The following is a 24,982-nucleotide window of genomic DNA, read 5'->3' on the forward strand; positions in this document are numbered from 1 at the left end:
GCTCTCTGGACGAAGGGGCGGTGTGGGGGGAAAGGGGCCGGCGGCGGTTCACAGGCCGCGCGCGTCGAGCCAGGCGTCGATGCGGTCGAAGGTGGAGGCCGCGGAGCGGGCCATGGTGGCGTAGTGGCCGGCGCCGGGGACGGTGACGAGCTCGGTCGGGGCGCCGGTGAACAGCCGCTGGTGGGCGGCGCCTCCGGTGACGCGGGCGTCCTCGTCCCCGTAGACCAGCAGGACCGGGACCTTGATCGAGCCCAGGTGCTCCAGGTCGGTGAAGACGGAGTCGAGCTGTGAGCTCATGTCGCCGCAGGGGTGCCGGTTCTGGTGCGGGGCGGCGGCGTCCATGACGCGCTGCTCGGTGTCGTGGAAGTTGCCCCGGCGGAACTGGTCCGGTCCGAGGTCGTAGTAGACGTAGCCGCTCGGGTCGGAGGGCTCACTGCTGGGCTGGCCGCCCGCCATGCAGCCCTGGAGGGCGCCGAAGAAGCGGGTGTTGGCCTCGGGGGTCAGGCCCCGGTCGGTCCAGTCCATGATCATCAGGCCGTCGACGGCGCCGAAGGAGTACGCCTCGATCTGCGCGACCTGACCGCCGTTGGACTGCCCCGCCAGGGTGACCGTGTCGAAGCCCTGGGCCGTCTCCGGGCCCTCGGCGGGCTTCCCGCCGAGGGTGTACGTCCCGGCCCGCAGCTGCTGCACGATCTGGTGGGCGATGTCGGCCTCGGCTCCGATGCAGGTGTCGAAGCCGTCGGGGCGGTCGCTGGCGCCGTAGCCGAGCCGGTCGATCGTGACGGAGGCGTGCCCGCGCAGGGCCAGCTCCTCGGCGTAGTGGTAGCCGGGCACGTCGAGGCGCCAGTACCACTCGCCGGAGGCGATCCCGTGCTGGTAGAGGGTGACGGCCCGCTTGCCGCCCGCCCACACGGACGCGGGCGCGGTCAGGTGGCCGCTGATCCGCTGGGTCGCGCCGCTGGTGCGGCAACCCGCCTTGCTCCCGTTGGTGTTGCGCACGGTGAAGCTGACGGGGACGTCCACGATGTGCCGTGCCGCGAGGCGCGCGGCCGTCGCCTTCGCGGCCGCCTCGGCCTCGGCCGGGGACGGCGGCACGGACACCGCCGCCGTGCCCGCGGCCGCTCCGGCGGCCGGGGCGTCGGCCGGGGTGTCGGCCGCGGCGGTCATGGCGGCGGCCACCGGACTCGCCAGGAGTGCGACGGCCGCACCCAGTACGGCGATCCGCTTGATGATGCTCATGAGCTGCGCACCTTTCGTGCCGGCGCCGCGGCGGCCGGAAGCTGTCCCTGCGCCCGGTGCCAGGCGGCCTGGTCCGCGACGGTCTGTTCCAACGGGCGGAAACTCACGTCGAGTTCGCGCACCGCCCGGGCGGAGGAAACCCTCCTGTGGTGTCCTTCGAGGAGCGTGCGCATACCGGTCCGGGTGGCGACGGGCGCCACCCTGCGGGCCTTCGCCTGCCACTCCAGGAGCGAGGCGATCGTCATGGCCGCCGGCGCGGGCAGCCTGCGCGGCACCGTCCCGGTACCGGTCGCGCGTACGACCGCCGCGCAGATCTCGTGCAGCGGGTACCAGCTGCCGCCCGCGATCCAGCGCCCGCCACCGGCCTCCGGCGCGGCCGCGGCGACACACACGGCGGCCACGTCACGGGCGTCCACCAGGTGGTTGCCCGCCACCGGCAGCGCCTTGATCCCGCCGCGCGCCACGGCCAGGAACAGCCGGCCCGCGGAGGTCGGTCCGGCGTCGCCGGGCCCCCACATCCAGGCGGGCAGCACGAGCGGCACCCGCAGCCCGTACCGCTCGGCGAAACGGCCGGTCAGCCGCTCCGCGCGGATCTTGCTCGCCCGGTAGTGGTTGCCTCGGGAAGGGTCCCCGTTCGGGGTGTCCTCGTCCGCCGGCGCGTGCCGGTCCCCGCCGCCGAGCACGGCGATGGAGCTCGTCTGCACCACGGTGGGCACCTCGGCGTCCACCGCGGCCTTGAGCAGCTCCTCCACCGCGTCGACGTTGGTGCGGTAGAGCAGTTCCAGGTCGGGTCCGGGCTGGTAGTACTCGCGGAAGTACGCGGCCGTGTGGATCACCGCGTCCATCCCGCGCAGGGCGCCGGCGTAGCTGTCGACGTCGTTGACGTCCCCGCCGACCAGCCGCAGTTGCGGGCAGTTCGGCAGCAGCCTGCGGGCGCGCTCGACGTCCCGGACCACGGCCGTCACCTCGGACCCGGCGGCGAGCAGCCGGGCGACGACGGCGTGCCCGAGCAGCCCCGTCGCGCCGGTGACCATGACGGCGCCCGGCGCCGCGCGGCGCGGCGGCGCCGGTTCAGAGGGCGGCGGGTTCTCGGTCATGCGGGGTCCTTTCGGGGCCGGCCGGGGTGTGCGGGGTACGGGGCTGCGGCTCGGGACCGGCGCCCTCGCGCAGTCCGAGACGGCGGTGCAGGCGGCGCAGCGGGGCGGGGGCCCACCAGGTACGGGGGCCCAGCAGCGCCAGCACCGCCGGGACCAGCAGCGTGCGGACGACGAGTGCGTCGACCAGGACGGCCAGGGCGACGCCCAGGCCGAGCATCTTGGTGTTGGTGATCCGGGACAGGCCGATGGAGACGAACACGACGCTGAGGACCACGGCGGCGGCGGTGATCAGCCCGCCGGTGCTGCGCATCCCGGCCAGTACCGAGGCCCGGTGGTCGCCGCCGCGGTCGTGGTGCTCCTTGATCCGGGCGACGAGGAAGACGCCGTAGTCCATGGACAGGCCGAAGGCCACGCAGAACATCAGGACCGGAAGGGTCGCCTCGACGTCGCCGGTCGCGGTGAAGCCCAGCGGCCCGGACAGCGCGCCCTCCTGGAACACCAGGACGACGGCGCCGAACATGGCGGTCAGGCTGAGCCCGTTGAGGAGGACCGTCAGCACCGGCAGCACCACGCTCCCGGTGAGGAGGAAGACCAGCAGCAGCGTGCCGAGCAGGACCAGGGCGAGGGCGGGGGCCAGGCCCCGTCCGATGGCGGCCTTGCCGTCGACGACCTCCGCCGCGGGACCGCCGACGGACCCGCCGTCGGGCCCGACCGCCGCGCGCAGGACCCGTACGAGGTCCTGGTGGGCGGCCGAGGTCGCGGCCGTGTCGTCCTCGGCCACCACCGTCAGCAGGTCGTACCCCGCCGTGCGGCGCCCGGAATCGGCGGGCGAGGCGACCTCCGTGCGCAGCCCGTCCCGGTAGGTGCCGGCCGAGGACTCCACGCGGGTCACCCCCGCGAGCGCGGACAGCTTCCCGGCGATGCGGCCGGTCCGCTCCCCCGCCTCGGCCGTGGCGGCCCCGCCGTCGCGCAGCAGCACCGGGACCGCGCCCTCGGGCAGGTCGTCGAAGTCGGCGCGCAGGGACTCCTGGGCGGCCCGCGACTGGCTCGACGCGGGCAGCTGGCGGTGGTCCGCGGTGCCGAAGCGGGCGTTCAGGAACGGCAGTCCGAGCACCAGCAGCACCCCGGTCACCGCGATCGTGACCAGCGGGGCGCGGCGCATCACCAGCCGCGTCACCCGTCCGTCGGCCACCGGTCCCCGCGCCGTCCCGCGCCGGCGTCGGCGTACGGTCAGCGCGTCCACCCGGCGCCCCAGCAGGGCGAGCACCGCGGGCAGTACCGTCAGCGCGGCGAGCGCCGAGACGAGCACCACGGTGATGCCCGCGTAGGCGAGGGAGCGCAGGAAGTACAGCGGGAAGACCAGCATGGCCGACAGGGCGACGGCGACGGTCAGCGCCGAGAACAGGACGGTCCGCCCGGCGGTGCGCACCGTACGGGCCACCGCGTCCCCGGGTGCCGCCCCGGCGTCCAGTTCCTCGCGGAAGCGGCGCACGATCAGCAGCGCGTAGTCGATGGCGAGGCCGAGCCCCAGGGCGGTGGTGAGGTTCTGCGCGAAGACCGACACCTCGGTGAATCCGGTGACGATCCGCAGGACGGCCCCCGTGGCCAGGACGGTGACCAGCCCGACCAGGACCGGCAGGGCCGCCGCCAGCACCCCGCCGAAGACCCACACCAGGACGATCAGGGTGAGCGGCAGGGCGATCAGCTCGGAGCGGGCCAGGTCCTCGGCGACCGTGGACTGGATCTCGTCCCGCACGGCGAGCGGTCCGGTGATCCGGACCGTCAGTTCGCCCTGGCCGCCCCGGAAGCGGGGCGCGAGCTCCTCCAGCGCGGACCGGGCCCGGTCCTCGTCGCCCACGATCCGGGCGGCGATCACGGCCTGCCGGCCGTCGTGGGAGCGCAGCTCGGCGAGGCCGGTCTGCCAGTACGAGACCACGCCGACGACCGGCTTCTCGAAGGCGAGGCGTTCCGCGAGCCGGGCGCCCTGTGCGGCGAGCGCGCGGTCGTCGACCTGCCCGCCCTCCGGTACGGACACCAGCAGGACCAGATTGGGCTGCTGCTCGGGGTAGTGCGCCTCCAGTACGCGCTGCACGCGCGCCGATTCGGAAGCCGGGTCGGTGGTGCCGCCGCTGCCGAGCCGGTCGGGCAGGTCCGCCCCGAGCAGGATCGCGTCGAGGACCAGGACCAGGGCCGCCACGAGGAACAGCCAGGGGCGGCGCACCACGTGCGCGCCGAGGAGCCTCAGCATCACGCCACGCTTTCCACGGCGGCGCCGAGCACGGACACCCCGGCCACGAGCCGGCCCAGGTCCCGGTGGGAGGACCAGGCGCCGACCGCCCCGTCGGGGCGCACGTAGACGACCAGCGGGCCGGCCCCGCCCAGCTCGGTCAGCTTCCGGCCGATGTCCACGGCCCGGGCGTACGGCGCCGAGGGGTCGCAGCCGCCCCGGGGCCGGTGGTCGGTGAGCAGCAGGACGTCGGTCTGGGAGCGCACCGTCGAGCGGGCCACGAGCTCGGCGGCCTCGGCGGCGGTGCGTTCGCCCGCGTCGGCGCCGGACGTGCCGGGGCCGCCGGAGCCGGACGTGCCGGGGGCGCTCGCGCCCTGGAGCACGAGCAGGGTGTGCCGGCCGGCCGCGAGGAACTCGTGCAGGGAGGCCGCGTCGGTGCCGTGCAGCGGCTGCCACGGGGTGTCGGGCAGCCGGACCCCGGGGCTGAGCAGGCCCGGGCCCCTGCCGCCGCGGCCGCCGCGGGTGCCGGGCTTCGGGAGTTCGCCGGGGACCGCCGGGCTCGACTCCAGACCGGGATCGAGCTGGGCCAGCTCCGGGACGATCCTGCGGTCCAGCGCGCCGGTGGCGGTGGCCACCTTCAGCAGGGTGTCGCGCAGGACCCGCTTGGGTCCCTGGCGCAGCATCCACAGCCGGGTCTGGCGGTCGGAGTTGCGCAGCGCGCGCAGGGCGGCCGGCCGCCGCTCGGCCTCGTAGCTGTCGAGCAGCGCCGGGTCCGCGCCGTTGATCACCGCGGCCAGCTTCCAGCCGAGGTTGAAGCCGTCCTGCACACCGGTGTTGAGGCCCTGGCCGCCGGCCGGGCTGTGGCAGTGGGCCGCGTCGCCGGCCAGGAGGACCGAGCCCTCGCGGAACCTCGCGGCGACCTTGGTGTGCACCCGGAAGGTGCTGCGCCACCAGGTGGATTCGAGCTTCCAGCCCTTCGGGCCGCGGGCCGTGAGCAGTTCCTGGAGCTCCTCGTCGGACAGCGGCCGCACCTCGCCCGTGGCGTCACGGTCGAAGAAGACGCGGTGCCCGCCGCCGGGCAACGGTACGACGACCAGCACCCCCTCGGGGGTGAGGTGGTACTGCGCCTCGTCCTCGGGCAGTCCGCCGGTGAACACGCCGTCGCCCAGCAGGAAGTCACGTGCGTACGTGCTGCCCTCGAAGGCGATACCGGCGGCCGCGCGCACCGTGCTGTGGGTGCCGTCGGCGCCGATCAGCCAGCGCGGCGAGAAGGGCGCCGGGGAGCCCGTACCGGGAACGGTGAGGGTGACCGAGACGTTGGAGGGGGTGGAGCCGGTGATGCGGGCGGCGGCGAGTTCGGTGTTCCACTCGACGTTCCCGCCGAGCTTGAGCAGCCGGTCGTAGAGCACGCCCTCGGTCACCGACTGCGGTACGCACAGGGGGCGCGGGAAGGCGGTGTCGGCGAGCGCGCCGAAGCGGACGCCGCCCGTGCGCCTGCCGCCGGACCAGTAGGAGGCGCCGGACAGCGGCAGCGAGCGCTTTTCCAGCGAGTCCGCCACGTCGATGCGGCGCAGCACCTCCAGAGCGCCGCTCCACAGGATCAGCGCCTTGGGTTCGCTGGCCGGCCCGTTCCTGCGGTCGATCACCCGGCAGTCCACTCCGTGCTGGAGCAGGGTGCAGGCCGTGGTGAGGCCGGTGGGACCGGCCCCCACGATCAGCACGGTGTCCGTCTGCGTCATACGAGGCTCCTGCCATAGGCGCCGCCCCGGGACCGGAGCAGGGCCACGATCTGGTCGACCGCCTCGTCGGTGGTGGTGAAGTGGACGGCGAGCATGCCGAGGTCCGAGGCGGCCTGGCAGTTCTCCTCCAGGTCGTCGAGGAAGAGGCACTCGTGCGCCGTCGCGGGCAGCCGCTCCAGCAGCCGCCGGTAGATCAGCGGTTCGGGCTTGCGCACCCCCTCCTCCGAGGAGTCGACGACGGCGTCGAACAGCTCGTCGACGGGGAGCTGTGCGCGCCAGAGCGGCCCCCACTCCTTGACGTTGTTGGTCAGCAGCGCCGTCCGGTAGCCGCTCTGGCGCACTTCGCGCAGGAAGCGGACCAGCCGCTCGTTGACGGTCCGGGCGCGGAACCACACCTCGCCGAACGGCTCGTCGCCGAGCAGGTCCGCGTACGTCCGGCCGCCGGGCAGTTCGGCGAGCACCCGCTCGACCATCTCCCTCTCGGTGCAGCGGGCGGTCTCCAGGTCGGCCATCGGGCTGCTGCCGTGGCGCTGCGCGGCCCGGGCGAAGGCCTGCCGGAGCTCGGGCAGCGGCACGTCCACGGCGCGGGCGAAGGCCGCGAAGGTCTCATCCAGCGGGTTGGTCAGGACACCGCCGTAGTCGACGACCACGGTGGTGATGGGACGGAACGTCACTGGGCCACCTCAAGGCGGAACGAGGCGACGGCCCGGCCCTGCTGGAGGACGTCCACGACGACCGGGACGACCAGGGTGCGCAGCGAGTCCTTGAGCCGGAACTGCTCCACGCGGGCGACGGCCCGGGTCTGGAGGTCGAGTTCGGCGAACTCGTGGAACTGCGCGTCCATCGCCGTCACCTGCAGGCCGGTCGCCGAGATGGCGTGCAGCGAGGACACGGAGGCGGCGGCCAGCTGGCGGGCGGCCTCCAGCAGGAGGTTGCCGGGCACGTGGTCGAGCTGGTGGTCGAAGAGGTGGGGGTGGGTGGTGTCGGAGAGCACGGTGGCGGCGAACGCGCTCTCCCCGGCGGGGAGGGGCTGGGTGATCACCACGTTGTACGGGTCGCGGCGGCCGACCGAGGCGGGGGCGGCGGCCACGTGGGTGGGGAGGGCGCCGAGGTTTGCCGCGAGCGTGCTGCGGCGGCGGTCGCGCAGCGCGTGGTAGACGCCGCGGGTGAAGAAGGCCAGGCCGCCGCTGCACAGGAGGGCTTCCTTGCCGTCGATGGCGAGCGTGCCGGAGAAGTCGATGGCCTGCACCCGGCCGTTGCGCTTGCGCTGCGGCAGGACGGTGAGCGTGGCGACGGCGCGGGCCGGCCGGTCGCCGGTGCGCAGGGCGGCGCGGTCGCGGACCTCGGTCTGCAGGTGGCGGAAGATGAAGGACTCGTCCAGCGCGACGTCCTCGTAGGCGTGCGCGAGGAACACCCCGGCCTGTCGCAGCATTTCGATGAGGAGGAGGAAGTCGTGGGTGCCGGACTGCTCGCCCATGATGTGGGCGCGCGGCAGCTGCGCGGCGACCTCGTAGGTGTCGGCCTGGTCCGGTACCCGTCGGGAATCGGTCAGGAAGACCTCGGCGATCGCGGCGCGGTGGACCATGGCCCGCGGGACGGTGCTGTCGAATCTGAGAGCGGAACGGAGCTCGTCCTGCTGCGCTGGACCTGTCATCGTTTTCTCCAAAGAGCGAGAGCGGGGACGCTTTCACCTTGGAGTACGTGGTTTGACGAGCCGCTGGAACGATCGCTGACCGACCGCGGCGGCGTCCGGGCGCCATGTGCGTGGCCTGCTCACGGATCTCAACCAGCGGACAACGTCAAGGGGTCGGGGGATGTGATCCCCCTCTCATTTGATCTCCAAATGGCGCGAACCAGTCGGTAATACCTAGCCTTACCGTGGCCTTATTCGGGGGGAAGAATGAGTGGTGTGCTGCTGCGTGAGCGCGGCTTCTACGGGAACGGCAGGGGTAGTTCACACTTGCGTTTCCGACTGCTGGGACCGCTCCAGGTCAACCGGGGCGAGAAGACACTGGAGTTGGGACCGCCCAAACAACGGGCCCTGCTGGCGGTGCTGTTGCTGCGACCGGGCCTGGAGACGGGCGTCGACCAGCTGATCGAGTCACTCTGGGGGGAGGACTATCCGGCGTACGCGAAGAACCTGATCCAGAAGTCCGTCTCGGGCCTGCGCGGCCTGCTGACCGCGTTAGAGGGCGACGGCCCCGGCGTGACCCTGGAATGGTCCGGCGGCGGCTACCGGATGGACGTCGGCGCATCCGAGGTGGACCTCTACACGTACGAGCAGCTGGCCGCGGCCGGCATCGCGGCGGCCCGCAAGGGCGAGATCATGCAGGCGGTCAAGCTGCTGGAAGAGGCCCGCACGATGTCCACGGGCCCGCTCGTGGAGGGGCTCGAAGGCCCCATGCTGGACCGCGAGCGGCTCTACCGCCAGGAGCGCTTCCTGGCGGACATGGAAGTGCGGGCGGAGCTGGAACTGGAACTGGGCCGGCACCGCAACGCGGTCCCGTACCTGCACTACGCGGTGCACAAGTACCCGCTGCGCGAGCGCTTCCTGTGGCTGCTGATGCTGGCGCTCTACCGCTCGGACCGCGGCAACGAGGCCCTGTCGACGTACGCGGTGCAGCGCGCCCGGGTCGTCGAGGAACTCGGCGTGGAGCCCGGCCCGGCCCTGCGCGCGCTCCACGCGCGGCTGCTGCTCCAGGACCCGCAGCTGATGGTCATGTCGGCGCTGCGCCAGGACGGCGGCCCCGCGGAGGACGAGGTCGCCACGCCGATCACGATCCCCCCGCTGGCCCGCCGCGGCCCCTTCGGCTGACAGCTCCGGCGGCGCCCGCCGACTGCGCCCCGGCCCCGCACGGGGACCGGGGCCGGCGCGCGGCGACGCCCTGCCGCGCGGCGACGTCCACCGCCCCGACAGCGGCCCCAGACACCCGACATCACCGAAACGCGCAGGTCACACAGAAGCAGGGCAGGTCAGAGCCGTGAAAACCGGCTCACATTGCTCCTACCCCGCCTGGCGAAACATGATCGAATGGCGCCATGGTGTGGGACGAGTGGGAAAAGGCCAAGGTGGATGTGGCCGGTGAGCGCCAGGTGTCGATGCGCCTCAACCAGGTGACCAGCGGACCTGGTGGCGGTCAGGCCGACCTGGTCGTACACCAGGATGACCTGGGCGAAGTGGGTCATGAGGCTTTCCTGCTGCATGGCCAACTGCAGAAGCAGGCCGACATCGCCGGCGCCGGTGCCGGTGCCGGTGCCGGTGCCGATGGTTCAGGGAGCGGCTCCACGATGCAGGCCGCAGCATCCTTGAAGACGGCCGGCTTCTCGCTCGGCGGCGAGCTGGAGACCACCGTGTCCGTGTGGACCTCGCAGGTGAAGACGGTCCTGCAGGCATGCGCCCACATCTCGAACCACCTGGACTACTCCAAGAAGGCGCACGCCGCGGACGACGAGGCCATCGCGGCCTCGCTCCGCAACCGCGACGGCGCGGCCGTGTCCGTCTCCCGTATCGACGAGTACCTCAAGTAGGGAGCGCGGCATGGACTACTCGGACCTCATGGAACTGGACCTCACGAAGCTGGGATCCGCCGTTCAGGACTGGAAGCGCACCGCCGACGCTCTGCAGCGCCTGGGCGGACAGGCGCGCGACGGGGTAAAGGCGAAGGCCGAGAAGGCCCGCTGGGAAGGCGTGAACGCCGGTGTGACCCGTGCCTTCGTCGGCAAGACGGTCAAGGAGATAGAGGACCTCCACACGGAGGCCCAGAGCGTCTTCAGCGTCCTCCAGGACGCCCACTCCGAACTGGTGGCCATCCAGCAGCAGGCGAAGAACGTGACCGCCGACGCCAAGGAGGCGGGCTTCAACGTGCGTGTAGGGCAGGGCGGAGCGGTGACGATCGAGGATGCCCTGGTCTGCGAGGTGGACGGTCCCGGCCGGCGCAAGCACGATCTCATGCGCTGGTACGCGGACACCTTGAGCGGAGTGGTGAGCCATGCGGCCGAGGTCGATGCCGCTGCCGTACGCGCTCTGCGCGGCAGCCACGGCGCGGATCCGCACAACGCCGGCCATGCGACGTACACCTCCCTCGACCAGGAGATGCTCCCGCGAGCACTGAAACTGGCCGGGCTCGGCGAGGAGGCCGACACCCAACAGCGGAAGGAGCTGCAGCGGCTCTGGCAGTCACTCGGGCCCGAGGCCCGGGCCCAGCTGTGGACCCAGCACCGGGACGACCTCCTGGCAGCCGGCCTGCTACGACCTCAGGTCAAGCAGGTCGCCGCGGACGACGGCGCCGGCCCGTACGACGTCGAATCGCCAGGCATGTCGGACTACTGGAAGCAGATCCAGGCCCACGGCATTTCCAACTCCGGCGACTTCATGGGCAAGACCGACGCGGCCCGGCACATGGATCACTACCTCAAAGGCACCGGTAGGACGCTCGACCTGGACGTCGACCGCATGCTGGCCGACGACCCGGCCCTGCGGGACCAGGTGGCGCGGATCCGCGCCACGGAGCAGGACGAATGGCGGCGCCAGGCACTGGATGCCTTCGAGAGGTCAGGCGGCAAGCCTGTCGCCGTCCCCGTGGAATCCGGCAGTAGCGGATACGAACACGAAAAAGGCCCGGACGGTACGAACAACTGGTACCTGGCCGTGGGCAGCGGCATGACGAACACGACAGGAGTGGTCACCGCCGTCCCCGGACCCGATGGGAAACCGCAGGTCAGCATCGACTACCAGGTCAATGTGTGGGACCGCTACAACTGGGACGGAACCAAGGCCACGCCGATCGGACCGACCACCGTCACCGATGCCGACATGGCCCGCTTGCACACGACAGGACTGGCCAGGGAGTTCGACATGCGAGGAAGCAGCTCGGTGCAGCGGCACGACCTGTCGGCGGGAGGGCCCTGGCCCGCTCCCGAGGACACAGGGCGGGACGGCACCCGCACGGACATCGGCCGCAACGAGGCGGCCCGATGATCCGCGCGCAACGCCCGTGGCGCGCCCCGGCTCTCGCCGTGGTGGCGGTGGTGCTGGGCGCGCTCGCCGCCGGATGCTCCGGGGCGTCCGGCGGTAGCGGCAGGGAAGGCGGCCGCTCGGCAGACCCGGGGACGTCCGACTGGGTCGAAGGGGCCACCGCCGAGTCCATCGCCCGGACGCTGCACGTGGAGGTCCCCTCGACAGCGACCCAGACCGCGGCGGCGCAGCGCAGGGGGTTCCAGGACGACGGGTTGATCCTGTCCTTCGTCCTGCCTGCGGAAGCCGTCGACCCCTTCCTCACCCAGCTGAAGCCGGAGCAGCCCCTCAGACTGCGCGAGCAGCCCTTCGCCGCCGAGGCGACACCGGCCACGCCGTTCGCACGCCTGGGGCTGCCGGAACCGGATTCGCTTCCCAAGGTCAGGGAGGGGCAGGTGTGCGCTCCCTGCAAGGGCGACCTGAACTGGCTCAAGGTCGCTGTGGCGCAGATCGACGAACGGAGCAGCCGCGTCTACCTCAGAGGGGTCGACTGACGCCCGCAGAATCCGCGGCGCGGTCTGACGCCCAGCCGTCCGCGGAGGCAACGGATCGATCCCCAGTACGGGGCGGTCACCAGCTCCTTCACGGCCCCGCCCCGCCCTCACGTCGTAGCGGTGTCCACACGGTAGACGATCTTCCCGTCGAACTCCGCGAACCCCAACGACTTGTAGAAGGCCCGCGCGCCCGGGTTGTTGCGGTCCGTCATCCACTCGACCCGGCTGCATCCGGGACGTGCTGAGGCCAGGGCGCGGAGCTCGTCCATGAGGCGGGCACCGACGCCCTGGCGGCGGAGGGTGTCGCGGACATAGAGCTCTTTCAGGAACAGAGAGTGGGAGGAGCCGGCTGCCGGCCAGAGGAAGGAGTAGGCGGCGAGCCCGACGAGATCACCAGCCTCGTCCTCGACCAAGAGAGCGGACGCCAACGGCGGGGAGCCGAAGAGCGCCTCCTCCACCTGGGAGCGGCGCTCCTCGAGCGGCTGGATCTCGGTCGATCCGTAGAACCGTTCGATCTCCTCGATCAGATCGGCCACTGCCACGGTGTCGCGCCTTTCGGCGGGGCGGATCGTCACGGTCATCGACATCTCCTGTCGCTCTTTCATCGCTGCACTCGTTCGTTTCAATGCGTGATCCTGGCGTGGCGGCACGGCTCGTGGCTACGGGGGCGTCAGTGCCTGAGGAGCCCATCCGTGCCGGCGCAGGGAGTCCTGAACATGCCGGATGAGGTATTCCAGGTCCGCGCAGTAGACCGAGGGGTTCCGGTAGCCGCGGTCGGTGCTGAAGCGGTGCGGTAAATAGCCCCCACCGCACACCTCCACCAGAGGACAGCTCTGGCACTGATCGGCGAGCGCGGTCTTCCCGTTCTGCCGGTGCAGGAGCTTCGGATGGTGAAGGACCTCATTGAAGGACTGACTGAAGACGTCGAGTCCCAGCCAGGAGGCGCCTTCCTCGACGGACCGCAGGGTGTCCACGCCCTCGATCGTGCCGTCCGACTCGATCACGATGCTCGTGGGCGGGGCCAGGCCGAGGGACTCCACCGAGCTGTGCACCCCGGAGCTCAGCGCCACGATGTCCTCCAGCATCCGAACACTGTGCCGCTGCTCCGGCCGGGCGAGCCAGGCGTCGTAGACGCGGCTCATCCACAACCCGTACTCGGGCGCACTCGGGTCGTCGCGGTGCGGCGGCTCGTCGTGAGTCCCGTGCGGCAGGCCGAAGTCGATCACAGGCGGCTCGAACGACGCCAGGTAGTCGTGGACCTCGACCGGGTCGTTGGCCAGGTCGACGACCGCGAGCAGCCCTGCAAACAAGTGCGGGCGGGACCGCAGGAGTTCGATGCCTCGTACGGCCGAGGCGGCGCTCGATCGCGAGGCGTGTGTCAGCCGGTGCCGGTCATTCGCGGTCGGCGGTCCGTCGAGGCTGACGCCCACGACGACCTCGTACCGCTCGAAGAGGTCCAGCCACGGCTCCGTGAGAAGCGTCCCGTTGGTCTGAAGCTCGAAACGGACCGCCACACCGACCGGCACACCCTCCCGCACGGCGCCGAGCAGGTCTGCCATGTGCCGGGGGCCGGTGAGCAACGGCTCACCGCCGTGCAGCACGACGTGCACGCTCCGCAGGCCGTGCACCGCTGCGTGCTCACCGATTCGCAGCCCAGCCGCCCGGGCCACGTCCGCACTCATCCGAGCAGGCAGGTGCCGCCACGCCTGGTCAGCGGAGTTGAACACGTAGCAGTAGTCGCAGTCGATGTTGCAGCGATTGGCAACCTTGAGGATGAAGGACCGAAAGGGGGCGACGTCCGCGCGCGGTGTCATCGAGCGGAACGGCTCAAAGAGGCCAGGTCCAGATCAGCGAAGCGTGGTGACCACCCTCGCCAGCGTGGTTCGACGCCGTCTGCTCGGCCGCCAGCCGCTGCCGTACGCGGACGGCGACACGATCCAGGACGGCCGAACCGCTGATGGACTCCGCGACGACGGGCGCCGGAGCATGCGGTGCGGGAACGGGCGTACGTGACGGCATTCGACGCTCCTCGGGGCAGTGCAACGGCGATTGAGGTGGCACACCAGCCCGCAAGGTAGCAGCGCCGCTACCCTCGGCAACATATCGAATCCGGCCACGTGCCCCGCTACTCGGCCTGCGCAGCAATGAGCCGCTCGACGACATCTGCCGCCCCACCGATGCCCAACCGTCGGTACACATCGCACGCTTCACGCAGCGCCCCTTCGCCCCGCGCCCGTTCGCCGGCTGTCCAGTCGCAACGGCCGATCCCCTCCAAAGCCCGTGCCTCTTCCAGTGGGCAGCGGATGTCGCGGGCCAGCCCCAGCGCCTGCTCGAAGAGTCCGCGGGCGGCAAGCCAGTCACCGGAGGAGCACAGCAGCGTCCCCCAGTGGTTCCGCACCTCCGCTTCACCGCACCGGTCGCCAAGCTCTCGGAGGATGTCCAGACTCCGCCGGAACGACTCGATGGCATCGTCCCGCTCACCGGCGATCCCGCGCGCAACGCCCAGCTCGCCCAGCGAGGCGGCTTCGCCACCACGGCTGCCGAGATCGCGGTACGAGCCCAGGGCGTCATCCAACAACCGGATCGCCTCGGTGACGTTCCCCTCCACTCGGTTCAGTACCCCGAGGTGGCGAACGCTGTTCGTGCGGCCAAACCGTTCACCGAGCTCGGTGAAGTACCCCAGCGCCCGGTTGTGAGCCTCCCGCGCTCCGGTGGGGTCGCCGATCAGGCGCCGGACGACTCCGAGCTCGTTGAGGGCGTACGCCTGGTGGACCCGGTCGTCGAGTTCCTGGTAGATGCCGAATGCCTCACGATGGCGCTGCTCAGCCAGCTGATACTCACCCAGGAGACTGTGCACGACGCCAAGGTCCCGCCGTGAGTTGGCCTCTCCGTACCGATCGCCCAGCTCCCGGTAGATCGCCAGCGCTTCGGTCTGTGCCGCCACCGCTGTGTCGAACTGGCTCGTCTGCCGGCGCACCATGCCGAGGTCCGCGAGCGCGTTCGCCTGGCCGAGACGGTCGCCCACTTCCCGATAGAGCGCGAGGGCCTCGGTCTGCGCCTGGGCAGAAGCGTCGTTGTCCGCGGTCATGTACCAGACGATGCCCACCTGGTTCAAAGCGTCAGCCTTGCCGCGCTTCTCGCCGACCGCCTCGTACTCCGTCACCGCTTCGCTCAGTGCCTCGATGGCCTCGGGGTAGGCCGCCATGAAGCGCCGGACGACTCCGAGCTCGGCCAGCGCATCGGCCAGCGCCCGCCGGTCGCCGGTGTGCCGGGCGGCCTCGGCGGCGGTCCGGTGGAGGCCAACGGCTTGGTCCCAGGGCCCGGCCTGCCGCAGGAAGGGCGCCATCGCCGCAGCCATGTTGATCACCAACTCGTGCAGCGCGAGATCGTTCGCCCTTCGGATGCAGGCCAGGACGTTGGCCCGCTCGTCCTCCAGCCAGCCGAGAGCCGCCGTACGTGAATCGATGGGCGGGGTCTCGACCTGGGCGGCGCCATCCGGAGAATTCGGTGTAGAGGCACCGTTGCGTGCGATGTGTCTGTTCGCGACAGCGAGGACGGCCAGGTAGTACGAGCACACGCGCTGGACGGCATGAACAGGGGCCATGCTGCCTCCCTCGTCGGCGAGACCGCGGGCATAGTCGCGTAGAAGGTCGTGAAGCCGGAACCGGCTTCCCGGGTGTTCCTCGATCAGATGGGCGTCGTAGAGCGTGTCGAGTCCCTCGCGTGCCGCCGCCACCGAGACCGAGCCGAGCGCGGCCCCGGAGAAGGCATCGAGCTCGGTTCCAGGGTAGAGGCCGAGACACCGGAAGAAGTGCTGCCGCTCAGGTGTGAGGTCCTGGTAGGACAGACTGAACGTCGCGGCGACCGCGCGCTCCCCAGCTCGGAGCTCTCCCAGCCGGTCCCCGGCGGTGACCAGACGCGCACGGAGATCCTCAGCGCTCCACGACGGGCGATGACGCAGCCGCGCGGCGAGCAACGACACCCCCAGTGGCAGGTACCCGCACAGCTCCACCAACTGCTCGAGGACGGACCGATCGAGCGACTCCGCCGATCGCCCGCTGAGGCGTACGAACAGGTCGACCGCATGCTCCGCCGGCAACGCCTCCACTGGCAGGACCACCTCCTCGTACGCAGCCAACCGCTTCCGGCTCGTCACCAGCACGAGACAGTCGCTCCCGCCGGGGAGCAGGGGCTCCAGCTGGCGATAGCTGGACGCGTTGTCGAGGATGAGCAGTGCCTTCTTGTTCGCGAGCTGGCTCCGCCACATGGCCGCCCTCGCCTCGGTGACCGCGCCCAAGTCGTCGCCGACAGGGATCCGCTGCGCCGGCACTCCGGTCGCCGCCAGCAACGATGCGAGCGCTTCCGTGGCCTGGACGGGGGGCCTTCCCGTCGTGTGCCCGTTGAGATTCACGAAGAGCTGGCCGTCCGGGAACCGCTCCGACAGCACATGTCCCGCGTGTACGGCGAACGTCGTCTTCCCGACTCCTGGCATTCCGTCGATCACATGCACGGGCAGCGCCTCGCCGCTCTCCTGCGAGTTCCGTACGGACCGCACCAGCGCCTCGAGCTCGGCGGTCCGGTCGGTGAACGCGTTGGTGTCGCGTGGCAGGGACCGCAGCACGAGGGCAGCACCCGGAGGCACCGCCCCTTCCTCTGGCTGGGGCGTCGGAGCAGCGCGGCGCTCGGACGCCCCCGACTCCGACAGCGCAGCAAGCAGCACCGCCAGCCCGACCGTGGCCACGCCGAGCAAAGCGAACGAGAACCAGCCATGCCGCTGCAACCACCCCAGCCACCCGGGCCACTGCGACTCGGACACCGCGTTGGTGACGAGCCCCACGAGCATGGTCGTAACGGCTCCGCCGGCGGCCACGACGGCGACGGAAATCCCCCGCCGGAGCCTCATACGTGGGTCGTCTTGACGGAGCAGGGATCGGTCGGTCCGGGCCGGCCGCCTGTGGCGCGGCACGGCTTTCCAGCTGTAGCTCTGGTCACGAACCCAACCCCCGAATCCGACGCCCTGTCGCGCACAAGCGGATCAGCTCTCACAGACCATGGTCAAGGTCAGCTCCCCGCCACACACCGGCTCGTATCAGCCAACCTGTGCTTGGCTTCTCCCTTGGGCGCACCGATGCCGCTTTGACGGAGTCAGACAGATGACCGAGTGAACGTGTTGCTGGTCGCAAGCAGAGAGTGAGTCTTCAGGCCCGAGGACGAAGCTGCCATAGCGGTCAGGCAGTTCCGCATGCTGAAGAGACAGCACGGAGCCGTCGCCCCCACCTTCTACAGATGCCCCTAGGCATCTCCACCACCCCGCCGACCGGCTCCCCGATCCCACGGCACCGGCCGGCGCCTCAAGAGCGACACCGAGCGCGGCTTCCACCGAGCCGAACACCTGAGGCAGATCCCTCAGGCCGACCTCACCCACCAACTCCTCCACCCGTACCGCGCCGACTCCGAGTCCATGCAGAGCCGGTTCGACCCCAGCCTCTGGATCGCGGCGTGATCGCCTACGGCGTCGAGCGTCAGAAGATCTTCGTCCTCGGCGTCGCCCCCTCGCAGCACGCCACCAGCCTCCGCGCCCCGGCCCCCGGCCGTCAGAACCCCAGGTCACGATCCCGCCCTCGCCCCAGACCCGCGCCTGCGGCAATCCATGCGACCACTCCGAGCACGATCCGCTAGGCTGTCAGCGGTCACGAGGCGGTCTCCGCCGAGACCCCCGCCTTCGTAGCTCAGGGGATAGAGCACGGCTCTCCTAAAGCCGGTGTCGCAGGTTCGAATCCTGCCGAGGGCACAGTCGAGGACCCCCGCCGTCGAACGGCCCGGGGTCCTCTTCGCGTTGTACGGGACGTCAGCGGGCACGGCGCGTGCGGGAGCCGGGGGTCCTAGGGAGTGTCCGCAAAGTAGCGTCGGCCGCCCGGAGGGCGGGCGCGGCGGGGTCCGGTGCGTGCGATTGCAAGGCGGAGGAGGGAGCCGATGCCGAGCATCGGCGACCGACGACAACGCGGCAAGCGCGCGTGCCGGACCCCGGAGTGCAGGCGGGACTTTGCGGACACGACCTAGTTTCACAAGGTCGTCTGGATCGATACGCCGTCCGCTATATGCGGGTTTACCCCCGGCGCTTGCCTGCCGAGAATCCGGGCAAATCGTCCTTAGTCGAGTCGGTCCGAGCTTGCCGCTCAGGGCTCGGTCACCTTGTGAAACAACCTTTAGGGCGTCGGCGACGTGGGGCCCGGGAGTGCGACGCGGGCCTCGGCGCCGCCCTCCGCGCGGTTGCGGAAGGCGAGGGTGGCGCCCAGGACCCGGGCCTGGCCGACGGCGATGGTCAGGCCCAGCCCGTGGCCCTTGTTCGTGCCCTCCGTACGGAACCGCTGCGGGCCGGTCGTGATCAGGTACTCCGGATAGCCCGGCCCCGCGTCGGTCACCGTCAGGACCGGGCCGTCCACCGTGACCGTGACCGGGGCGGCGCCGTGGCTGTGCGCGTTGGCGACGAGGTTGCCCAGGATCCGCTCCAGGCGGCGCCGGTCCGTCTCCACCCGCGCGGGGGCCAGCACCGTCAGGGCGGTGTCGGTGCCGGACGCGCGGATCGTGCGGGCCGCCAGGTCCGCCAGGTCGTAGGAGTCCAGCTCCACGCGCTCGCTGCGCGTCTCCAGCCGGGAGATCTCCAGCAGGTCCTCGGTGAGCGCGCGCATCGCCTGCACCCGGTCCCGTACGAGCTCGGCCGGGCGGCCCGGAGGCAGGAGTTCGGCGGCCGCGTTCAGGCCGGTCAGCGGGGTGCGGAGCTCGTGGGCGACGTCCGCCGTGAACCGCTGTTCCGCCTCCAGCTTGCCCTGCAGGGACGAGGCCATGGTGTCCAGGGCCCGGGAGACCGCCGCGACCTCGTCCTTGTTGCGGGGCCGGTCGCCGACCCGGGCGTCCAGGTCGCCGGCGCTGATCCGGCGGGCCACCTGCGCGGTCACGTGCAGGCGCCGGGTGATCCGTGTGACGCCGAGTGCGCCGACGAGGAGGGTGACGCCGATGGCGAGGCCCGAGGAGCCGAGGATGGCCCGGTCGAGATCGACGATCGTGCGTTCGGCCCCGCGGAAGTCCACGGACACGGCGATCGCGCTGCCGTGCTCGGCGGGCGCGGCCGCCCACATGACGGGGCGCCCGCGGTGCCTGCCGACGGCCGTGCCGCGCTTCCCGGCGAGAGCGAGGGCGCGCAGCTCCGGGGGCAGGCCCGAGGGGTCGACGCCCTCGCCGCGCGGCATGCGCGCGCCGTCCTCGTACGCCTCGATGGACCGCTCCAGTTTCAGGAGCGCCTTCTCGCGCGCCGTGCCCACGGTCTGGCGGGTCATGGCGCCGTGCACGAGACAGCCGAGCAGCGCGGCGAGCCCGCAGCACATCAGGGTGATGAAGACCGCGGCCTTCCAGGTCAGGGTCGAGGTCCAGGCCGGCAGCCGCGCTCTGCGCTGCATTTCGTTCATGGTCAGGTCACGGTAATGCGCCCGCCCGGGCGGGCGACCGGCGGGATCCGGCCGGATCCCGCGAGATCCAGCCGGATCGAGCCGGGTCGAGCCGGGGCCGGCCGGCGGGGTGCCCGGCGCGGAAGCAGAAACGGAAGCAGAAACGGAACCGGAAGCGGAGGCGGAGGCGGAGGCGGGAACGGAATCGGGAATGGAGGCGGGAACGGAACCGAGGGCCGGACCCAGGAACCGAGGGCCGGACCCAGGAGCCGGGGCCCGACCCGGGGCCGCCGCTCCGGCCGGGCCCCCGCGGCGGCGTCAGGACGCACGAAGCCCTCCCGGCCGGAGCCGGAAGGGCCGCGCCACCACGGATGCACCCCCCTCCGGGGGTCAGCTCAGGCCGCTGCTGCGTTCGCCGATGCGGTCGCCCTGCGGAGTGCCGGCCCGCTTGAGAGCGGCCTTCGTGTGCGGTCCGCCCTTGACCTTGCTCCGTACAGGACCGTCGAAGCCGTGACCCGGGGAGCGCGGCGGCTGCGAAGCCTCCTGCGCCTTTGCGATGGCAGCCCGGACGTCCCGCTTCTGCTCTTTGTTCATCCCGTCGTCAACTCCCTCAGGAAGCACCCAATCGGACTACTGGGATCGTATGCATATATACCGAGCAACGCACCCGGACCGGAACGTAAAGAAATCAAGGAGTCGAGCCGGTCGCCGGAGCCGGACGCTCCGGCAGCCCGACCGTCGCCCGGATGACCTCTTCCGGGCAGGGCGTGCCCCGCGGCAGCTGGTACTTCGCCGCCACCCGGTACTCCCCCGGTGCCGGAACCAGCAGCTCCGTCCACACGTCGCCCTCGGCGTCCGGCAGCGCCTTGAACAGGCACCCGGCGGTGTTCGCGAACTCCTTGGGCACGGCCCCCCGCGCCTTCGAATCCGCGGTCTCCTGCGGCGGCGGCACCGGCTTGCCGGCCCCGTCCACCAGCCCCAGCCACGGCGAGTGCGGGATCCGGACCAGCACCCGACCGGCCCGCTTCGCGTCGATGACCAGCTGGTCGGCGCCCGCCCGCACCACGGTCGCGGGCCCCGCCACCAGGTTCGTCGGGTCGTCGACCTTGAAGAGCTGCCAGTTCGCGTCGCCCCACACCTGCTGGAGGTACGGGAGCCCCGCCCGCACCAGCTTCGCCTCGTCCTCACCGCCCGAATCGGGTTTGTCGGCCGGCAGCACCACGTAGTGCACGGCCCAGCGCTCCAGCCAGGCCCGGTAGCTGTCGCCGGTGAGCGTGTCGTCGTAGAAGAGCGGGTTGCGCTCCAGGTCCGCCTGCCGGTTCCAGCCGCGCGCGAGGTTCACGTACGAGGGGAAGGCGGAGGACTCGCGATGGCTGCTGACGGGGACCACCTCGACCCGGCCGCGGTCGGCGCCCGCCTTCTGGAGCTGGTCCACGAGCGGGGCCAGCTCTCGGTTCCAGGCGGCCACCGGGGTGGTGCGGACGATGTCCGTGATGCTGTTGGTGGTGATCCAGGCGTTCAGGCCGACGAACGCGAGCAGCACCGCGTACCAGCGCCGCGACCGCGGGACCTCGTACGGGAGCGCCGCGAGCAGCACGGCGCCGCCGAACAGCATCACCATCCTGGTGACGTTCGAGCCGACCTGCGAGTCGATCACCCAGGTCAAAAAGACCCCGAGGGCGTAGACCGCGGCGGCGATCCGGACCGTCTTCCAGCGCCGCGGCACGAGGAAGAAGATCAGCAGCCCGAACACGAACGGCAGCCCGGCCGAACCGATCTTCATCGGCTGCGTCCCGGAGAACGGGAAGAGCCAGGCCGACAGCCCGACCACGGCCACCGGGGCCAGCCCCAGCGCGTACGCACCCGGGTGCCGCCGGCTCAGGAACAGCGCGGCCGCGATCACCCCGAGGAAGAGGCCCGCGACGGGGCTGGCGGCGGTCGCGATCCCGGCCAGCGGGGCCGCCACCGCGGCCTTGGCCCAGCGGCGGTGCGCCCACTTGCGGGGCCAGCAGAAGACCGCCGCGACCGCGCCGAGGGCGAACATCGCGCCGAGCCCGAAGGTGACCCGGCCCGAGAGCGCGTTGCAGAACAGCCCGTACGCCCCGGCCAGTGCGGGCCACACCGGCTCCCGCACCGCTCCGCGGCAGCGGGTCAGGATCAGGGCGAGCAGCCCGGCCGAGACGGTGCCCGCGATCATCATCGTGGTCCGCACGCCGAGCATGTGCATGAGGTACGGCGAGACCACGCTGTACGAGACGGGGTGCATGCCGCCGTACCAGGCGAGGTTGTACGCCGAGTCGGGATGCCGGCCCACGAACTCGGCCCAGGCGTCCTGCGCGGCGAGGTCGCCGCCGCTGTTGGCGAAGGTGAAGAACCAGACGACGTGCAGGACGGCGGCGAGCAGGGTGGCGACGGCCACCGGGTGCCGACGGAGCGGATCGAGGGCTCGGGCGCGCCGCCGGGGCCGCCCGTGCTGTTCCGGCTGCCCCTGCGGCTCCTGCGGACCCTGTGCCCCCTGCCGCGGCGGCAGGGCGTCGGCGCCACGGCCCGGGCCGCCGCCGTCGGCCGACGGGATGGCTGCCTGGCGCCGGCCCTGCTGCTCAGCGGTGGTCACTGCCGCACTCCCCACATGGATCCGCACCGGCACGCATCTCCGCGCCCCGGGTCCACCCTGTCGTTGCTGTCGTCCTCGTCGTCCCTGCCGTCAAAGTCTCGCCGAGCCCGCCCCGGGGCGCCCGGCACGCACCTTGCGGACACTCGCTAGACGCGCACCGGCGCCCCGGGGTTGCCCGGGGCGCCGGATCAGCGCTCTCGCCGACTGCTGTGCCGGCCGACGGGCGTCAGCCGACGGGCGTCAGCCGATGCGGGTCAGCTTGCTGCCGATGCCCGGCGAGGCCAGGTCGCTCTGCAGCGCCACCGGCACCTTGACCTGGCTGGCGCCCTCGCCGACGGTCAGCAGGCCGACTTCGGTGCCGGCCTTCGCGGTCTGCGGCATCTTGCCACCGCCGTCCGCGAGCTTCACGTCCACGGTCAGCGAGGCCCACCCGATCGCCTGCACGTCGGCGGTGGCGACGACCGGCGTCCGGCCGCCGAGCCCGTCGTCGACGTACCCCACGACCTGGCCCTTCTTCACGACGACCGCGCCGTCGAGGGCCTTCTGCGTGGCGGTCATCAGCTGCTTGCTCGCGGCGAGCACGGTGTCGATGATCGACGGCTTGTGCTGGCCGAGGACGGCTCCGACGATCAGCTGGTTGGTGTTGCCGATCTTCTTCTGCGCGGCGAAGAGGAGGTTTCCGCCCGCCTTGGTCGTCGTACCGGTCTTGATGCCGAGCGCACCGCTGGGTCCGGTCAGGCCGTTCCAGTTGCGCCAGCTCTTGCCGGACGGGTCGACCCAGTTCGGCTTCTTCGTGATGTCGAGGAGCGTCTCGATCTCGACCAGCTTCAGGCCCAGCTTCACCTGGTCCTCGGCGGTGCTGACCGTGGTCGCGTCCAGACCCGAGGGGTCCGTGTACGTGGTGTTGGTCATGCCGAGTTCCTTGGCGGTGTCGTTCATCTTCTTGACGAACGCCTCCTGGGAACCGGAGTCCCAGCGCGCGAGCAGCCGCGCGATGTTGTTGGCCGACGGGATCATGAGGGCGGCGATCGCGTCGTACTCGGAGATCTTGTCGCCCTCCTTGACCGTGTCGAGGGTGGACTCGTTGTCGGTGGAGTTGTTCTTCTTGCCCTCGGTCTCGGCCGTCTTGTCGACGTCGATCATCGCGCCCTGCTCACCCTTCTTTATCGGGTGGTCGCGCAGGATGATGTACGCCGTCATCGACTTGGTGACGCTCGCGATCGGCACCGGCTTCTGCTCGCCGGACTGGCCGAGCGTGCCGAGGCCTGCTGCCGCCATGTACGCCTGCCCCTCGGTGGGCCAGGGCAGCTGCGGCATGCCGCCCTCGAAGGTGTACGAGGACTTCGCGGTCATCACGAGCTTCGGCTCGGGCAGCGGGCGTACCAGCTGCACGACGGCCAGGATGACCGCCAGGAGCACGACCAGCGGCGCGTAGATCTTGACCCGGCGGACGGCGGTGCGCAGGGGGCTCGGCGGCGGGGGCGGGTTGTTCGTGAGGTCCGCCAGCATGTCGAGCGGAGGCTTGGGCGGCAGCGGCTGCTGGGTGGTCCGCTCGCTCCGGTCGCCGCGGTCGAGCCGCTCGGTGGTGGTCGCCGCGGAGCCCGGTGCCGGCGGGGCCGGCGGAACCGGGGCCTTCGGCGCACCGCCGTCGGCGCGCAGCGGCACGAAGGTACTGGGCTTGGGCGCGTCGGGCTTGGGCGCGTCGGGCCGCGGCGCCTCCGGCTTCGGGGCGCGGAAGACGGCAGTGCGCTCGCTGTCGGCGGCCTCGTCGGCCGGAGCGGGGGCGGGGGCCGGCTTCGCGGCGGGGGGCTTCGGCTTCTGCCCGCCGTCGGGCTTGAGCGCATCCACCTTCGGCACGCGGAACACGGCGGTGCGCTCACTGTCCGCCGCCTGCCCCTTCGGCTCGGCGGAACCGTTCCCGGCGGCGCCGCCGCCCGCCCCGGGCTTCACGGCACGGAAGACGGCGGTGCGCTCGCTGTCCGCAGGCTCATCGGCGGCAGGCTTCGACGGCGCGGCCGCAGCCGGCCCCTTCGGCAGCCGCACACCCCCGGACTTCGGCGCGCCGGAACCGGAACCGGCGGACGCCGGCCCACCCCCGGCGTCACCGGCAGAAGCGGAACCGGCCTCGCGGGCCGCAGCAGGGCGCTTGTCGGCTTCGGCCGACGGCTTGCCCGCCCCGGCGGAGCCGGGCTTCACGGCTCGGAACACCGCGGTGCGCTCACTGTCCGCCGACTCCGCCTTCGGCTCACCGGAACCGGACTCGCCGGTACGGGCCGAACGCCCATCGGACGCGGCCGCCGACTCCTCGGCGGCCGGCTTCCCGGCACGGACCCCGGCGGTGCGCTCACTGTCGCTCGGTTCGGCGGCCGGAGCCCCGGCCTTGGACCCACCGGAAGCGGAACCGGCCTCGCGGGCCTCGGCGGGACGCCCGGTCCCCTCGCCCGACGGCTTGCCCGCGCCAGCGGAGCCGGGCTGCACGGCACGGAACACCGCGGTGCGCCCGCTGTCCGCGGCCGTGGACTTCGAGTCACCGGAAGCGGAACCGGAGCCGGAGCCGGAGCCGGAATCGGAATCGGAACCGGCATCGGAAGCGGCCTCGTCCGACGACTTGCCCGCGGCTGCGGAGCCCACCCCGGCGGAGCCGGTGCGCTCGCTGTCCGCGGCCGCAGGCTTCGCCTCGCGGGACGCAGCGGCACGCCCGCCAGCCTCGCCCGACGGCTTGCCCGCGCCTGCGGGAGCCACTTCGGCCGAGCCGTTGTCCGCGGCCGCAGGCTTCGCCTCGCCGGATGCGGAACCGGCCGCGGGGGAGGCCGCGGGGCGGCCGGCGGAGTCGGGGGTCTCCTTCTCGGCGGCGGTGGGCTCCGTGGTGGCGACCCAGGCCGCCACCGCCTCGCGCAGCGCATCCCGCCCGCCGGACTCGGCCGCATCCGCATCCGCATCGGCATCCGCATCGGCATCCGCCTCGGCCCCAGCTTCGCCCTTACGGGCGACCACGGCACCGTCCTCGGATTCCCTCGGCCGGAACACCGACAGCCTCGGGTCGCGCTCCGCGGACGACTCCGCCGCCCCCGGCGTTTCTTCATCTACCGACTTGTCGGGGGACTCGCCCGCCACCG

General features: G+C 72.0%; 18 protein-coding genes and 1 tRNA gene. 5 read left to right on the forward strand and 14 right to left on the reverse strand.

Annotated elements, in window-relative coordinates; genetic code table 11:
* Nucleotides 1–48: 48 nt before the first annotated feature.
* Genes IG86_RS0120065 through IG86_RS0120090 form a run of 6 tightly spaced genes read right to left on the reverse strand, consistent with a single transcriptional unit; the run spans nt 49 to nt 7,956 of the window.
* Nucleotides 49–1,239, reverse strand: coding sequence for an alpha/beta hydrolase (locus tag IG86_RS0120065; protein WP_030898430.1), 1,191 nt, complete (start codon nt 1,237–1,239; stop codon nt 49–51).
* On the reverse strand, nt 1,236–2,336 hold the full coding sequence (locus IG86_RS0120070) for an NAD-dependent epimerase/dehydratase family protein (RefSeq protein ID WP_051785290.1): 1,101 nt from the start codon (nt 2,334–2,336) through the stop codon (nt 1,236–1,238). The genes IG86_RS0120065 and IG86_RS0120070 overlap by 4 nt, the downstream gene beginning before the upstream one ends.
* Nucleotides 2,311–4,584 carry an MMPL family transporter gene (locus IG86_RS0120075; RefSeq protein ID WP_030898435.1) on the reverse strand — a complete coding sequence of 758 codons (2,274 nt, stop codon included), beginning with the start codon at nt 4,582–4,584 and terminating at the stop codon, nt 2,311–2,313. Before IG86_RS0120075 ends, IG86_RS0120070 begins: the two co-directional genes overlap by 26 nt.
* Complete coding sequence (locus IG86_RS0120080) at nt 4,584–6,302, reverse strand: FAD-dependent monooxygenase (RefSeq protein WP_030898437.1); 1,719 nt, start codon at nt 6,300–6,302, stop codon at nt 4,584–4,586. Before IG86_RS0120080 ends, IG86_RS0120075 begins: the two co-directional genes overlap by 1 nt.
* Nucleotides 6,299–6,976 carry an HAD family hydrolase gene (locus IG86_RS0120085; RefSeq protein WP_030827175.1) on the reverse strand — a complete coding sequence of 226 codons (678 nt, stop codon included), beginning with the start codon at nt 6,974–6,976 and terminating at the stop codon, nt 6,299–6,301. Before IG86_RS0120085 ends, IG86_RS0120080 begins: the two co-directional genes overlap by 4 nt.
* The gene (locus tag IG86_RS0120090; protein WP_030898440.1) at nt 6,973–7,956 is read right to left on the reverse strand and encodes a ScbA/BarX family gamma-butyrolactone biosynthesis protein; all 984 of its coding nucleotides are present in this window, start codon (nt 7,954–7,956) and stop codon (nt 6,973–6,975) included. The genes IG86_RS0120085 and IG86_RS0120090 overlap by 4 nt, the downstream gene beginning before the upstream one ends.
* Nucleotides 7,957–8,262: 306 nt before the next feature.
* Between IG86_RS0120090 and IG86_RS0120095 the strand changes: the two genes are divergently transcribed.
* The 4 genes from IG86_RS0120095 to IG86_RS0120110 all read left to right on the forward strand — a co-directional run bounded on the left by IG86_RS0120095 (nt 8,263) and on the right by IG86_RS0120110 (nt 11,810).
* A complete protein-coding gene (locus tag IG86_RS0120095) occupies nt 8,263–9,117 on the forward strand; it encodes an AfsR/SARP family transcriptional regulator (RefSeq protein ID WP_053634120.1) in 855 nt (284 codons plus the stop codon).
* Nucleotides 9,118–9,341: 224 nt separating this feature from the next.
* Nucleotides 9,342–9,830, forward strand: a complete 489-nt coding sequence (locus tag IG86_RS0120100; protein WP_030898443.1) for a hypothetical protein — start codon at nt 9,342–9,344, stop codon at nt 9,828–9,830.
* Nucleotides 9,831–9,840: 10 nt separating this feature from the next.
* Nucleotides 9,841–11,280, forward strand: coding sequence for a hypothetical protein (locus IG86_RS0120105; RefSeq protein ID WP_030898446.1), 1,440 nt, complete (start codon nt 9,841–9,843; stop codon nt 11,278–11,280).
* Entirely contained in the window at nt 11,277–11,810 is a 534-nt protein-coding gene (locus IG86_RS0120110) for a hypothetical protein (RefSeq protein ID WP_030898448.1), read from the forward strand. The genes IG86_RS0120105 and IG86_RS0120110 overlap by 4 nt, the downstream gene beginning before the upstream one ends.
* Before the next feature lie 107 nt (nt 11,811–11,917).
* On the opposite strand, the gene haaN is transcribed toward IG86_RS0120110, so the two are convergent.
* From haaN to haaT, 4 genes are all read right to left on the reverse strand, one after another.
* On the reverse strand, nt 11,918–12,391 hold the full coding sequence (haaN, locus tag IG86_RS0120115) for a cyclophane-containing RiPP N-acetyltransferase HaaN (protein WP_030898450.1): 474 nt from the start codon (nt 12,389–12,391) through the stop codon (nt 11,918–11,920).
* Nucleotides 12,392–12,469: 78 nt separating this feature from the next.
* Nucleotides 12,470–13,624 (reverse strand): FxsB family cyclophane-forming radical SAM/SPASM peptide maturase, encoded by a 1,155-nt coding sequence (locus tag IG86_RS0120120; protein ID WP_030898453.1) that lies wholly within the window; start codon nt 13,622–13,624, stop codon nt 12,470–12,472.
* Nucleotides 13,625–13,637: 13 nt separating this feature from the next.
* Nucleotides 13,638–13,829, reverse strand: a complete 192-nt coding sequence (gene haaA, locus IG86_RS41330; protein WP_078905960.1) for a HaaA family cyclophane-containing RiPP peptide — start codon at nt 13,827–13,829, stop codon at nt 13,638–13,640.
* Nucleotides 13,830–13,935: 106 nt separating this feature from the next.
* Nucleotides 13,936–16,713 carry a cyclophane-containing RiPP biosynthesis TPR protein HaaT gene (gene haaT / locus IG86_RS0120125; protein WP_030898455.1) on the reverse strand — a complete coding sequence of 926 codons (2,778 nt, stop codon included), beginning with the start codon at nt 16,711–16,713 and terminating at the stop codon, nt 13,936–13,938.
* Nucleotides 16,714–17,528: 815 nt separating this feature from the next.
* Here haaT and IG86_RS0120135 point away from each other — a divergent pair.
* Nucleotides 17,529–17,601 (forward strand) — tRNA-Arg (locus IG86_RS0120135).
* A gap of 415 nt (nt 17,602–18,016) precedes the next feature.
* Here the strand turns inward: IG86_RS0120135 and IG86_RS0120140 are convergent.
* The 4 genes from IG86_RS0120140 to IG86_RS44475 all read right to left on the reverse strand — a co-directional run bounded on the left by IG86_RS0120140 (nt 18,017) and on the right by IG86_RS44475 (nt 24,980).
* The gene (locus tag IG86_RS0120140; protein ID WP_208864269.1) at nt 18,017–19,273 is read right to left on the reverse strand and encodes an ATP-binding protein; all 1,257 of its coding nucleotides are present in this window, start codon (nt 19,271–19,273) and stop codon (nt 18,017–18,019) included.
* Between the two features lie 369 nt (nt 19,274–19,642).
* The gene (locus IG86_RS0120145; protein ID WP_234308723.1) at nt 19,643–19,846 is read right to left on the reverse strand and encodes a hypothetical protein; all 204 of its coding nucleotides are present in this window, start codon (nt 19,844–19,846) and stop codon (nt 19,643–19,645) included.
* A gap of 94 nt (nt 19,847–19,940) precedes the next feature.
* On the reverse strand, nt 19,941–21,866 hold the full coding sequence (locus IG86_RS0120150) for an MFS transporter (protein WP_399793543.1): 1,926 nt from the start codon (nt 21,864–21,866) through the stop codon (nt 19,941–19,943).
* 240 nt (nt 21,867–22,106) lie between these two features.
* Nucleotides 22,107–24,980, reverse strand: coding sequence for a hypothetical protein (locus IG86_RS44475; RefSeq protein WP_030898463.1), 2,874 nt, complete (start codon nt 24,978–24,980; stop codon nt 22,107–22,109).
* Nucleotides 24,981–24,982: the final 2 nt, after the last annotated feature.

The organism is Streptomyces virginiae, from assembly GCF_000720455.1.
Lineage (GTDB): Bacteria > Actinomycetota > Actinomycetes > Streptomycetales > Streptomycetaceae > Streptomyces > Streptomyces virginiae.